A 14,921-nucleotide genomic window follows, 5' to 3' on the forward strand; every position below is an offset into this window, starting at 1 on the left:
TGCCATAGCTACTCACTATTGTGACTACTGCAAACGGTTTGGGCAATAAAAAAGCTAACCTCGTATAAACGAAGTTAGCTTTCTGTTGCTTAGATTTTCAAATTCAACTATTTTATTACCTGCAATTGCGCATTGAATAATTCATTTGCTGCTACAACCTGTATAATATAATTTCCCGCAGGCAATTTACTTACATCAATTACTTCTGTTTGGTTTAATGCCGATGTGATTTTCCTGTAAATCATTTTACCATCCATATTAAAAAGCATGATGGCTGCTGACTGATTTATCATTGCTTTTGGCACTGTGATATTGATACTTGTTTTCGCCGGAACAGGATAGACTTTAATTTCACCGGCAGTCAGTACTGCATTAACTTTTATGGATTGGCTATAGCTTTTACTACCGTTATTATCAATTATTCTTAACCGGTAATACTTTAGACCTTGATTTGGCGAAGTATGTAAAAATATATAATTGCCGCTACCCGTTGCTGGTATGGTACTCACCCTGGTATAGTCAATTCCGTTTGTACTATACTCTATTTCGTAGGCAACTACATTTATTTCGATTGCAACTACCCAATTAAGCACTACATCATTTTCTTTGGGGTTGGCCGTAAAACTTATAAGAGTTACAGGTAACGCTGATCCAAATGGTATATTTACACTTGATACAGAGGCAGATGTTACCCCTGCATTATCGGTTACATTAAATAAAATTATTACTGTCGTTACGCCATCAATTGGGTCTACTGTAACCGGCACAGTTGGTACCCCCGACGCATTGGTAGGTATACCAGACGGGTAGGCTGCCTGTATTGCCGCTAATGTAGTATAAAGTACGCCGTTAATACTGATACTTGTTGCGTTTGACGGGAAAGCGGTAATATTTAAACTTGTAATACTACCACCACTTGGATCGGTACCACCAAATAAGCCTGCTTCATTCGCCGACTGTGTTGTACCTCCCGGGTTGGGCACCGCCGTTGCAGTTCCTCCCACAGGTAACGGCGGTTGCTCAATGCCAAAATTTATATTAGTTACCAAACTGCTTGTAGTAGCCGTAAAACTACTGCTTACATTGGGTGTGGTATTAGTATTGCCGGTATTTGGTACACCGTTAAAATCTCCTGTGTTTACCCAACCTGATGGCCAGGATTCCGCAGGGGCCGCTGAACCTACTGTTCCCTGTGTGGTGCCCGCTACTACGGTATAAGTGCCGGCTGCAACATTAACAAAAGCAAAAGTCCCATCAGTATTTACCGTTACGGTAGCTACTACTATGCCCGATGAATTTACCAAATTTGCAAACATACCTGCAGGTACTAAGTTTGCACTACCGGTACTATTATCCACATTACCTCCATTAGGATCATTAAATACATTACCGTTAACGCTGGTAAGCGGGGGTGCAGCAAAATAGAACTCCGCAGTACCAGCCGATGCCACGCTTCCTGTGCTGGCTATCTGTGTAATTCGTAACTGCTTTACCAACCCACTGCTGAGAACAAAGTCACTTAAAGATTCTGCATAATTATTATTATCCACAGCAGTTACTGTAATATTTGTTGCGTTAAAAGTAACTGCAGAACGGGCAGGATTAGACAAATTATACGTTCCAATTGCAGCCGGATTAAGCAATGCACCCGAGGCATCCAAAAACTCAATCCTGAACGACTCAAGGGCATCAATATCCTGTAAAAACATTACGGCGCCTGTTGGCAATACTGAGGTAAAAGTAAACAACGCCGATGGAGGGGTAGTTACAGATAATGCGCCCAACTCCAACATAGTTCCAGGCTGTGTGTAGTTAGATAATGCCGCCGGTGTAGCAACAGGAGCATAAGTTGCTATTACTTTAGTATTCCATGTATTACCGGAATAAGTAACGGTAAAAGGATTAGAAACTGCTCCATAGGTCCAGTTACCTGCATTAACACTTGTATACGAGGTATAGCCAAACCCGGAAACATTTTGTGCTTTTACTACATCAGGAGAAAACAATAATATGGCAGTAAATACCAAAACAGCAATCGCCATTTCAGATAATTTTCGCACCTTTTTATTTTTGCTATTGGTGTGTCTTTTTTTCATGTGTTCATTTTAATTACGGCAGAGTTAAATTTTAATACTGTTTTTATTATAAATGTTTTTAGTTTCATTAATTATAAAATCAAACTTAAGCCTGTCAAATTTTAGCACACAACTACTATTACACACTCAGAAAAAAACATCCTGTTATCTTTAGTACAAAAATTATTGTTTTATAAATCTTGTATCATACAAAGCTTTACCACTTTCACTAATCCTGATATAGTAAACACCGCTGGTAAATGTACTTACCTGTACAGGTATAGTTTGTGCATTACCGGTAGCCCTGTTATAAACCAGCTTTCCATCGCTACTATAGATATGCAGCATTGTATTTACTGTACCTGGTTTGGGTAACACTATAGTCAGCTCATTATGTACCGGGTTAGGATATACAGTGATCGCTACTTCGCCAGCCCTGTTTATTTTAATAAGATTGGTATTACTGTATATGTACCTCCCGTCAAGGTCAATCATTTTAAGCCTGTAGTAATTATTGCCTGCAACAGGATCAGAATGCAACCAGGTATAATCAACTGCTATACTGCTGTTGCCTGCTGCTGCAACGTTGGCAATTGCGGTAAATGTATTGCCATCTTTAGAATATTCAATAGTAAACCTGTTTACGTTTTGTTCTGTTAATGTCCTCCACGATAATTTTACTTTATCATTTTCTTTAGTGGCGGTAAACACTTGCAGGGTTACAGGTAATGGCTGCAGCCAGTTTAAAGTATAGCTTGCTGGTGTAGGGTCTTGTTTACCTGCGGCATCAATAAATGCATAATTAAAAACAACCGAGGTAGAACCCAATGTTATACCTGTAAAGGAAAGCAGTGCAGGATTAAATCCCGTTATCTGCTGGCCGGCTGTAACTGCAACACCATTATAATACATAGTGGCATTAGCAGGTAAACTTGTAATAACAATGGTATTGCTGTTACCCAATGCTCCATCTTCAAAATCGGTTCCGCTAACAGCCGTAGTTATAGCACCTGCAGTAATTATTCCCCCGGTTGGGTAAGGTACTGTCTGTGTTTTAGGATCGGTATCCGGTAGTTTTTCTATACCAAAATTCTGTCCGGCAATATCACTTGTGGCGGTATTTAATTCTATAACTCCGACAAGTCCCGATTGTGTAGCGGTATTTTGTGTATTGACACTTTCGCCTGTATTGACCCAGCCACTTCCTGCAGGAAGAGAGGCTGTATTTAACGAAGGATCACTAGTCAATACCAGTTTATAGCCCGTAATATTTTGAGGAATGGGTATACTATAAGTTCCGTCTGCATTAACTTTTACGGAGGTAACAATATAGCCATTGGCGTCAACCAGGTTTACATAAAGTGAACTGCTGATAACAGGGATAGTATTTTCCCCGGTATTTTGTACCGCATTGCCATTAGCATCGTCCCAAACCTTGCCGGTTAAAGTGTATTGAATCGGGCACTCCGATAATTCAATATTGTCCAGGTAAAAATCATTCCCTTGCTGGGCTGTAGTAGGTACTGTTAGTTTGAAAGTATAAGTACCTGTAGTAATCGCTGTAAAAGTAAATGTTCTGCCTTCCCAGGGGCTGGTTGGATTATCCTGTGCGGCGGATGCTACAGGTGACAATACCAATGTAGAGCTTGTCACCAATACATTTGAGCTGTTATATACAGAGAAAACCACCTCTACATTTGAGTATGCCGTTGAATTCTGCGTTTGTGCAAACGAATTGGCATTCTTGCCATAAAAGTTAAGGTATTTTGTGCCTGTTGTGCCAATATTTGCAGTAAACTCCACAATACTCCCTGTGGCACTGGTTTGTCCGTTTGCAGCTAAAAATAAGTCATATACGTCACCGGTAGTACGTCCGTAGGTTTTACGCCAGCCTCCGTTATGCCCGTTCAACAAATTAAATGTGGAGTTAACATTGGCTCCTGTTTCTGTACGACCAAAAATCAATGCTGCATCCTGTATAGTACCCAAAAAGCTTGTAATGTTATACCGGCCTTCGTCGTACAATGATCCCCGGTTACTATAAAGGATATTTCCATTGATATACCCTGATGAACCTGTAGTTATTGATTTAAATAAATTAGGATGAGCCTCTCCTGCAAAAGGGATCGGCCCTGCATGAAAACCAGGTTGCAAGGCATGCTCCGTGGTGTAATCAGCAACAGAAAGATTACCAAAAGTACCACTTCCATCCAATGTAGTTGCAACTACAGTACAGGTAGGGGCAACAATAGCGGTTGGCTTTAGCACCCAGTCTAAACTTGCAGGGGTTTTCGTTCCTTCTGTATTATCAATGGTATAATAATTATTGGTTATTGCATCTACATCTCCATTTACATTTAAAAACGAACCGGTTGGCCAGGCTTCCTGTTTAAAATAATTATAAATATCGGAAGACATTACACTGGCATTAAAGTTCATACCGGGTCCGGAATAAAAATATGTACCTGTAGGAGGTTGAATTAATATGGCATAATCTGTAACCGGTGCATTTGCTGTAGTAAATGCAAAAGCCCCGGATGCATTTGTTGTTGTACTTGCAACTGTACCGGCTGTAGTTCTTGCCAGTACCGGGATTGAGGGATAACCCACGCCAACGGCATTATTATACACATTGCCTGTTATGCAATTATTGGTAGGTAGCAATTGTATTTCGGCAAGCTGTGTTGCAGTAGCGCCTCCATAATTAGCAGTAATACTTAACCTGTAATAGCGATATGCTGTACTGTTGCTAAAACTGTAGTATTTCATCAAAAACCGGGAAGCAAATACTTCGCCGGTCCTGGTACTTAATACGGTAAAACTACTCCCGTTATTGGAACCGGAAAGTGTAAAATCTTTAGGATCTCTTGACTGAACATCGTTGGCCGAAGTAATAGAATAATTGGTAACTACCTGTGCTGTTCCCAGATCCACCTGGATATAAACAGGATTAGCAACGCTCGGAGTTACGCCGGCATACCATTTAGTGGTTATTATATTATCAAAGGCCATATCCTTTCCTTCCCCGGGTGCATTTTCTGCACTTGCTACAATACTGGCAGCAGCAATACCATTTGTTACATCTGTATTACAGTTCTGTGCCCTGGTGCTATTGTTAAAAAATAACAACCCCATTACCATACCTGTTATAACAATAAATCTTGCTGTAAAATTTGTAGTAGCATTGACGAACATAATATAAAATTTTATTTTTTTTAAGTATAGTTTTCCCTGTAGCAGCATTTTATAATTATAGATTGAGGCCAATTAATAATATGCAGGCAACAGGAATGGATTGGGATTTTAGATTGGATATTGAGCTAAGTTTTTTTTGTACGTTGGTACTAAAAAGAACTATTCAACGGGGCTGTAACATCATTACAAAAACTGTTTCAAAAAATCAATTATTTAGTTTTAGAAAACTGTTTTCACCAGGTATCGGATAGTTATTTAAATATTATATTTTCTATCAGGAAAACTATATTTCTTTAGTTATTGAAAGATAGTTTTTTTGCAAAAATGGTTGCATCACAATAGCTCCGGAAACTAATATCACAAGCCCGACTGTAAGAGTTTACTGGCAGTTGCCTGGTTTATTTTTTGTCATAAAAACTGATCGTATTTTATTCAAAAAAAACAGTTAATTATTTCCGTAAAAAAATAGTTGCCCCAAAAAACTGAAGGCAACTATTTTTACAATCATAGAAAAAATTATTGTTTTACAAACTTTGTATCATACAGTGTTTTACCACTTTCAATTATCCTGATATAGTAAACACCATTGGCCAATGTACTTACCTGTACAGGTATAGTTTGTGCATTACCGGTAGCCCTGGTATAAACCAGCTTTCCATCGCTACTATAGATATGCAGCATTGTATTTACTGTACCTGGTTTAGGTAATGATACAGTCAGCGCATTATGAACCGGGTTAGGATATACGGTGATCGCCACTTCTCCGGCCCTGCTTATTTTAATGAGATTGGTACTGATGTATATATACTTCCCGTCAAGGTCAGTCATTTTAAGCCTGTAATAATTATTGCCTGCAACCGGATTGGTATGCAGCCAGCTATAATTAACCGCTGCACTGCTGTTGCCTGCTGCTGCAACATCGGCAATTACGGTAAATGTATTGCCGTCTTTAGAATATTCAATTGTAAACTTACTTACGTTCTGCTCTGTTAATGTTCTCCACGATAATCTGACTTTATCATTTTCTTTGGTTGCAGTAAAACTTTCAAGTATTACCGGCAGGGCACCTAGCCAATTTAAGGTGTAACTGGCAGGCGTAGGGTCTTGTTTACCCGCTGCATCTATAAAGGCATAATTAAAAACAACTGATGTAGAGCCGTTGGTTATGCCTCCAAATGAAACCAATGCAGGATTAAAACCCGTTATCTGCTGGCCGGCAGTTACTGCAACACCATTATAATACATAGTGGCATTAGCAGGCAAACTGGTAATAACAATAGTATTGCTGTTGCCCAATGTGCCATCTTCAAAATCGGCACCACTAACTGCGGTAGTTACTGTTCCTGCCGGAATAATTCCACCGTTTGGATAAGGAACAGTTTGTGTTTTAGGGTCTGTATCGGGTAATTTTTCTATACCAAAATTCTGCTGCGTTAAACCACCGGTACCGGTATTTACAGTTATCACACCCGTTTTATTAGTTGTATTGGCAACTCCACTTAAATTAGTTCCTGTTGCTACAAAACCGGTTGGAATTGTAGAAGTAGTTAAATTCAGATTACCGGTTTGATTTGCTGTAGTAAGTATAACCTGATAACTGGTATTCTGGGGCAACCCGGTAAAACTGTAGTTACCCGAAGCATCTACCTGTACCGATTGCAGCACTGCATGTGTTACAGGGTCAACTAAATTTACCCATATGCCACTGGTTATCGGGTTTTCGCCACTGTTAGCAGCATTCCCATTAGCATCATCCCAAATGTTACCGCAAATGGTAGCACTTATAACATCAACTTTACTGGTAATGCAATTTAGAGTTCCAACAAATCTTGCAGAGATGGTATAGGTACCAGGCACAAGATTACTAAAAACAGGACTTGATTGTGGAGTTGTGACAAAACCATCCTTGCTGTATTCATATGAAGCTCCTACAGGACTTGTTACAGTTATACTTCCTGATGTACCACAGCCAGTATTTGCAACTGTAGTAACGGGTGTAGATACCGGAATCAATGCGAAGGAAATATCATCAATCGCAAGGTCGTTACCAGAACCACCAACAGCATTATTTGACAATAACAGATCAATGTCATTGGCAGTTGCGGTGAATGAAAAACCGTACTGAATCCATTGCGATGTGGCGGTACTGATATCTCCTGAATTAAAAGTAGCTAACACAGCCTGTGAAGTATGATCCAGTACCTGAAACTTAATATTAGGCCTGATATTGCTCCCTCCCGGAGTAAGGTTAGCTGCCCAGGCAGAAAAATTATATGTTGCACCGGGAATAACGCCGGTAAATCTTCTTCTGAAGAATTCACCTTTATCATAACCGGCATTTACTGCATACATTCTGCCGGTGCCATTTCCGGAAGTATGATCATAAAAATTACTGGCCTGCCAATTATTAAAATCCGGGAAAGCTGTACTTACGATTTTACAGTATCCATCTTCTGCCCTCACCGCATTACTCAAAAAATGATAGCTGGTTTGTCCCGGCACCAATGATCCGAAACTGCCCACAGCACCTGTACCAAAGGTTTCCAAATAGCTCGCCGAACAATCATTTGTCATAGCCACGGGATTCAACTCTCCATTTTGAAACACCACATTTACAGTTTCCCCGGCGGCTACGTCCAGGGTAGCCGTTCCCGCTACCTGGTTTGAACTGCTGTTATTTGTGGGGTCATTCAAAATGATATTTTGCAGGTCCCAGCCGCCTGACACTGCTTCAGTAATAGTATAGGTTCCTGCAGTAACGGGTATCAGTATCGAATTACCTGCAGTTGTCCTCACCCGCTCATCATCAATATAATAAATATTGGTACCGTCAGTTGCCCTTGTAAAAATATTATAGTAAGGAACGGTTGGCTGCCCAAAATTTTGTCCACCGCTGTTCATGGTTATCCATAATTCTCCGCCTACGCCACCTGTTAAATTGCTCACATCAAATGATGTTAATTCTGCAGCAGACCATGAACCTCCGCTATATTTAAATACATACCAGCTGGTTGAAACTGCTGATAAAAACACTTCGCCTTTATCATTCACTGCAATATCTCTAGGGGTATTTGAGCCGCCACTGAATAGTCCTGCAGGTGCCCCGATATTGGTGACCACACCGGCAGCTGTAACTTTAAAAGCACTTACAACATTTGAATTATTTATTGCGGCTATATAAGCATCTCCTGTTAAGGGATTTACATCAATGGCAGAAGGAGCATAAGAACCTGACAGGTTGTTGGCAATTAAATTCCAGTTGGTACCGGTTCCGCTATAGCGATAAATGTTTCCCCCTGCTGCAACATAGGGTAAACCGTCCCAGCCTGATCCTATATCTGCTGTGCCGGAATAGGCCCCTGCAACAGAAATTTGTGTGGTAGTAGTGCCATTGGTACTGAACACGGTACCACTAGTATTAATATATACTGCAGTACCATTCATATCTCCGTCTACACGGCTGGCATTTGTAATACTGGTCTGAACCCAGGTATTACTATTAACATCACGATAATAAAGTGTACTGCCTGTTTCATCAATGGCCCATAATCTCCCGTTTTGTGAAGACCCGATATCTTTAACCCTCAATTGTTGCGGCTGATCATTTAAAGTAAACGGAGCAACAGCAGTACTGCCTCCCGAAACAGTGAAAGGGAAATCAATGCTTGCAGTTTCATTCAATGCTTTTTTGTGCACATAAATGTAACCGGTTTGTGCGTTTGCATTATAGAAAACCCCTCCGCCCAACAGCAGTACTACTGCAAAAATTCGCTTCAATTTAAAGTAGATTTGTTCCATTTATTTATTGCTTTTAATATTTTAAATTGTTTATATAAAAAATTGCCTTTTTTACTTTTCTCCTTAAGACCTGAATACTTTAAAACCAGTTGCATAACTAACTATAAGTAATTACACCCTCTTTAAAAATCCTGGTAAAGCGATTTTAGTAGCCAGGCTAATCAAATCCTGATGTTAATAAATAACCAGGAATATTATTTCAGGGGATAATTGGAATATGGGTTTTATTGCAGGATAGCTGGCTGATTTCGGCTATTCGTAATAGTCTTTCTGGTCTATCGATACAACTACCTGATAAAAAAAACCGTTGCAAATATTGATACAATCCGGCTGGCATCGCATCCCTATGTTGTAGAATACTCCCCGCTAAAAATAGGGGGCTACCGTAAGGCTGCCAATCAGGTTATCACGATTAAATCAGGATGGTTTAATACCGGAATGTCTTTTTGCAGAATAAGGTTAGAGGCAGCAATTGATATTGATTTATATCAATGCTTAACAAACTTAGATAATAAATCGAACAGCATTTACCATTTTGCATGAACACTATTCTTTATTTCATAAGACTACCTTTTGATCTTATAAGACAAAAAAATACAGTAAAAACACCAGGCTGTTTTACTGTATTTATACTCTTGAAATTTAAAAACCGGAACAGGTAACCCCATAAATAATCCGGTATGTTACAGCTTAAGATCGTATCATTTACCGTGTTCATAAAAAAGCAAAGCGGCCTTCTTATTATTTAAGAAGAGCCGCTGCTTTTGTGCCTGGGTATCCCATGCGTGAACATCAGACTTTGATTTTAACAAGGATATTAAATTTTTCCCCAAAGCATTCACATACTTACCCCAGATCGTATTTCGTAATTATTTATACAAACGAGGGTTTCATTTTTTACTGCAATTTTGTAAGTGCCTCTATCACAGATTTAATATTCCCTTTTGCAACAGGTATCTCTGTACCGCCGGTTAAAACCAGGTCCCCGCTCCTTATGATTTCGGCAATATGATTAAGATTAACCAAAAAAGATTTATGCACCCTGTAAAAACCAGTACTTTGAAGTGATTTGCTGTATAAGGCAATCGGTTGAGATGACAACACTTCTTCCTTACTTGTTAGCACAAATATTGAATACGATGACTTTGCCTTTATGTAAGCAATATCGGCGGTATTTAATACATGAACTTTGTCGCTGGTATTAATAATTATTTTCCTGATAATTAGAATGTTAAACTTTTATAAATACAAGATTACTATTTTGAGCGGTTGCCGGTAACCGCTAATTATGTTAGATTGTCCCACTATTTCCTGTAGAGTTCTTTTCCGAAAAACAGGTTGCATAACAACAGGTTTAAATAAAATTATTAGTTCACTTTTTAATAAGAATACTCTCCTTTTAAAAGCCTGTTGCAATTATTTAATTTATCCTATAGTTTAGAGTAGTGCCTCTCTGATAATTTTAGGGTGGCAAGTTGATTATATTTTTTACCCAAACCTGGTCTTGTGAAATCCAAAACAATTAATAGCGCTGATAATACCGGTATTTTTTGCAGTTACATTCAATTGCTGCACTAATTCCCCGAAAAAAATGACAGTGAGTCATTACTCTGAAGCTATACTGGAGGGGTTTTTAAAAATTTGCGATCAGCAAAAATTTGCAGATAAAAATTTGCTGATAATAAAACTTGACCAAGATGAAGTTAAAATAAAATCCAGCCTCACTACCATTCAGCACGACCAGCTTTATCACATCATTAAAGAATGTATTTCAAATGTTATTAAACATGCCAACGCATCGGAGTTGATGATCTCTATCTTGTTTAATGATGGCAAATGCAATTTCACTATTTCAGATAATGGCAAAGGGTATGAGAAAGATAAAATAATTTATGGCATTGGAATACACAGTATTACCCAAAGGGTAAAAGATATTGGTGGGGATTTTACAATTGACAGTACTTCAGGCACAGGTACTACAATAAAAGGAAATTTTAACGTTGGCTGATTTTGACTGCAGCAGTAAAAAGAAAGCGGAGTTAAAATTATATTATTTTTCCTCCGCCTATTAACAACCATGAGAATAAACTTTCTTCAACATCTGATTTCTCTTACAGTACTGCCGGTAATGTATTTACTGGTTTACTGTAACTATATCAAACTAAAATGTGTACCTGATTCCCAGACCGCCCCAGCCGCCGGCAAAGCCGCGATTATCGCCAAATTCAAAAGAAGGTTGCCAATCCAGTGAAAAGTTAAGAGGAGCTTTTTTAAGTTTATAATCCAGGCCCAGCACGCCATCTACGCCAAAAAATGCGCCATCTCCATAGCTGGAATTATACACACCAACATGGGCACCCGGGCCAATATACCATTTAAGGCCGCCTGCATTTGCTATATCGCCGTGAATCTCATACAGACCTGTTATACGGGCACCATGACCCCAGAAATAGCCAATTAATTCTCCTGCATTTTTTGAATCAAAAAAGTGTTTAAATGACACACCTCCCCCATCCCAAACCTTAACGCCTATAGCGTTTTTATAAGTATTGGAGTTTGCTGTTTTGTTTTGTGCACTTGCTGCACCAATAACAAGAAGTGTAAATACTGAGAGTACGATTTTTTTCATAAAGTTTTTATCAAATAATTTAAAGTGTAAAATTGCCAAGACGGCCGGTTGTATAAAACGGTTGCATAATATTGACGGGTAAAAAGTTAAAAGCCTCTTAAGGAATATAATTTCCTGTTTAATATTATTATCCTGACATAATAAAAACGGAAGAAAATATTTTATTATTTCCTTCCGCTCTTCTTTTTTGCTGCTTATATACTTTACTCCACCAGCACTTTTATTACCGTTACATTATCTGCATCAACAACTTTTACAAAATACAACCCCTTGCCTATGCCTGATGTGCTGATCTGCAGATGAGCTTGTGAAGATTTTGTACTATATATCAATTTTCCACCGGCATCCAGCAATTGAATAGCCGCAACCTGGCTGCCCGTTTTTGCTATATAAATATGTATAAAATCCTTTGCCGGGTTTGGCGCCACCGCAACAGTATATTTAGTTTTAAACAATGCAGTTTGTATAGATGAATAAATATACCTGCCATCTTTATCCACCATTTTTAAACGGTAATAGTTAACGCCTGTAAGCGGTGTGTTATCATAAACTCCGTAATCTATACGCTGACCGCTGTTGCCTGCCGCACCAATAGTTGCGATGGTAATCCAGTTACTACCATCTGCCGATCTTTCCACATTAAAATAACTGCTGTTACTTTCCTGTTCGGTACTCCAGTTAATTTTTGCACTATTATCTATTTTTTGTACAGTAAAAGCAAGCAGTTTTATAGGTAGAACCTGTCCGCAAAATGCCGAGTTAAGGGTTACCGTAACTGTACGTGTTACGCATCCGCCTGCAATTACCACAGTACAGGTATAAGTACCATTGTCTCCTGCTGTAAAACTTGTAAAAATAATCTCCCGGCTAGTGGAAATCGTTACCCCGTTTTTCGTCCAGGTGTACGTAGCATCTACCATATCGGGTACACTTAACGTATAGGTGCTGCCCACGCAAGGTTGTGAAGAAGATGTTGTGCTTAAAGGACTTAACTGGCCAATTGAAATTTCTGTTACTACTGCATTACCGCAGGCATCTGTAATTCTTATAGTGTAAGAAGTATTGGCCGCTAATCCTGTAATAGTTTCACTTCCATCCGAATTGTTGGTAAAAGTTACATAATTAATATCTGGTTGTGAGCTTAACTTATATTCTACTTTTAAAGGCTGTGCACCTGTAAATGAGAATATGGCACTGCCGGTAGCTAAAGGGGTACCTACGGCATTTTCACAAACCACGCCCAGTTTTTTAATGATGGATGGCCCTGAGCCACCAGGCAATATGGTAACCTGGGAGGAATACGTATAAACCCCGGGAGCACATCCATTTACAGTAGTGGTAATAGTATAGGTACCCGCTGGTAAATTACTGTAAGTGCCGCCCGGCAGGGCACCGGTTCCAACAACAGTACCTGCGCTGTTGGTTATCGAATAACTAAATGAACCCCATCCATTATAAGCCGCATCAACAATAATGTTACCGGTGCCACCGCAAAGTTGTTGCACTGTAGCATTGGTATGCTGAACCAATATAGCATTTATATTTGTCGGCACAACTGCGGTTACGGTGTCAGACTGACCGCAGCCATTGTCTATTTTTATATAATATGTGGCCCCCGGTATTACGTTTAGCCATGTAAAGTAGCCCGTAGGATCTGAAGCTGTAACACCAATCAAATTTGGGCTCGGAGCTATAATCGTTGCCACTGCATTCATAAAATTTGCCATTACACCTTCTACATATATTGAAAGCGTAGTTCTTCCTTCAATACTTGTACATCCGGTATTTGAACCTGTATAAGTGATATAAAGTTCATTTAAATTACCTGCCGATGGAGTAACAATATTACTTGCAGTATTCCCACAGGCATCTGTAGCTATAGAGGTATAATTATCTGAAGGCAAACCGTTAAAGCTATGTGGCAAGTCGGCATCGCTATTAGCTGTAAAAGTAGCCACCACTACTCCGCTACTATTTTTTATTTGCCATGTTATTGGATAAGTATAAAATACGTTGTGATTTACAGTTATTGAATAGGTAATCGGGTTCCCCGGAGCAACGCATCCATTTGATCTCATGGAAACGTTTTGGAGAAAAGCAGAATTCGCCGGATCATAGGTATAACAATAAGTACATGATGCACCACATGGCGTACGTACTACATATAATAAATTAACGCCAACGGGTATCTTAATTCTACGATCCCACGAAGTATTATCATAATGATGCGTACTTACTAATGTACCTTGTACGGGACTTGCACAGCTACCGGGATTTAGATACACATCTACATCAATACCAGCAGCGGGTAAAGATGAAAGTTGCAGGTTCCCGTTCAGTATAAAGTTACTCCAAATAGAATCCTGTAATTCTGCACATGTTAAATTTTCATTTCTTAAAAATATACTTTCAATACATAAATTGGCCGGGTACGGATTTGCTACCGTTACCGTTTGTGTTACAAATACACCGCAGGCATCTTTAGTTCTTATGTTATACGTACCGAATGCCGGTGCCGTGTATGTATTAGAAGTTCCGTAAGTTAATGAGCTCTCGGGTGCTGCAGGGTCTCCCTGCCAGTAAGCATAGGTAAATGGGGTACTGCTGCCTGCAGCGGTGGTAGTAATAGTGCCTCCGGGTGCATTTGTACCGCATACATTAGTCACTACCGAGTTGGCTGCCACCTGTACGTAAGTGGAGGGAATGGTAACAGTAGTAGTAGTAAAAATAGCGGGGTTGGCCTGGCAGGCCACTTTTACCGTATACGTACCGGGTAATAACGCACTAAAAGTACTGCTGCTTTGTGAAGCCGAAGGATAGCCTGCGGGCCCTGCCGTAATCTGGTATGTAGCTCCCGTACCTGCTGTTGCATTTATGGTAAATGCGCCATTGCTGGGACAGGTTGCCGTGGTTACATTTGTTGATGTAACGCTTATGCTTGCCGGGCATTGTGCAAAAGCCTTTACCATTAATAAAATGGCAGCAAATACCGTAAAGTAAATCTTTTTCATAAAGTTGTATGTGTTATTAATAATTTTATTATTACCAGTCAGCATATCAATATGCAGGGCTATTAAAGTTTTTACCTTTTATAAAACAGTAACTATTTTTATTTTGGATAGTGGATGAAATAACATGGCAATACAAATTTTTATTTGTTTACCTCATGTTTTACAAATTGATAAGGTGACTTTAAAGACGATCTTAGTTACCTGACCAGGTCT

At 39.3% G+C, this 14,921-nt stretch carries 7 protein-coding genes; 1 reads left to right on the forward strand and 6 read right to left on the reverse strand.

Annotated features, from left to right (window positions below; translation table 11 throughout):
* Positions 1-107 precede the first annotated feature (107 nt).
* The 4 genes from ACYVM0_RS08545 to ACYVM0_RS08560 all read right to left on the reverse strand — a co-directional run bounded on the left by ACYVM0_RS08545 (position 108) and on the right by ACYVM0_RS08560 (position 10,298).
* Complete coding sequence (locus ACYVM0_RS08545) at positions 108-2,096, reverse strand: T9SS type A sorting domain-containing protein (RefSeq protein ID WP_460555409.1); 1,989 nt, start codon at positions 2,094-2,096, stop codon at positions 108-110.
* Positions 2,097-2,258: 162 nt separating this feature from the next.
* The gene (locus tag ACYVM0_RS08550) at positions 2,259-5,270 is read right to left on the reverse strand and encodes a discoidin domain-containing protein (protein ID WP_460555412.1); all 3,012 of its coding nucleotides are present in this window, start codon (positions 5,268-5,270) and stop codon (positions 2,259-2,261) included.
* A gap of 516 nt (positions 5,271-5,786) precedes the next feature.
* Positions 5,787-9,068 (reverse strand): T9SS type A sorting domain-containing protein, encoded by a 3,282-nt coding sequence (locus ACYVM0_RS08555; RefSeq protein WP_460555415.1) that lies wholly within the window; start codon positions 9,066-9,068, stop codon positions 5,787-5,789.
* 897 nt (positions 9,069-9,965) lie between these two features.
* Complete coding sequence (locus ACYVM0_RS08560; protein ID WP_460556312.1) at positions 9,966-10,298, reverse strand: LytR/AlgR family response regulator transcription factor; 333 nt, start codon at positions 10,296-10,298, stop codon at positions 9,966-9,968.
* 367 nt (positions 10,299-10,665) lie between these two features.
* Between ACYVM0_RS08560 and ACYVM0_RS08565 the strand changes: the two genes are divergently transcribed.
* On the forward strand, positions 10,666-11,076 hold the full coding sequence (locus tag ACYVM0_RS08565) for a sensor histidine kinase (protein ID WP_460555418.1): 411 nt from the start codon (positions 10,666-10,668) through the stop codon (positions 11,074-11,076).
* A 153-nt stretch (positions 11,077-11,229) separates the two neighbouring features.
* Here ACYVM0_RS08565 and ACYVM0_RS08570 read toward each other — a convergent pair whose 3' ends face one another.
* Positions 11,230-11,697 (reverse strand): hypothetical protein, encoded by a 468-nt coding sequence (locus ACYVM0_RS08570; RefSeq protein ID WP_460555421.1) that lies wholly within the window; start codon positions 11,695-11,697, stop codon positions 11,230-11,232.
* 203 nt (positions 11,698-11,900) lie between these two features.
* Positions 11,901-14,708, reverse strand: coding sequence for a T9SS type A sorting domain-containing protein (locus tag ACYVM0_RS08575; RefSeq protein ID WP_460555424.1), 2,808 nt, complete (start codon positions 14,706-14,708; stop codon positions 11,901-11,903).
* Positions 14,709-14,921 lie beyond the last annotated feature (213 nt).

Source organism: Ferruginibacter profundus (assembly GCF_054783275.1).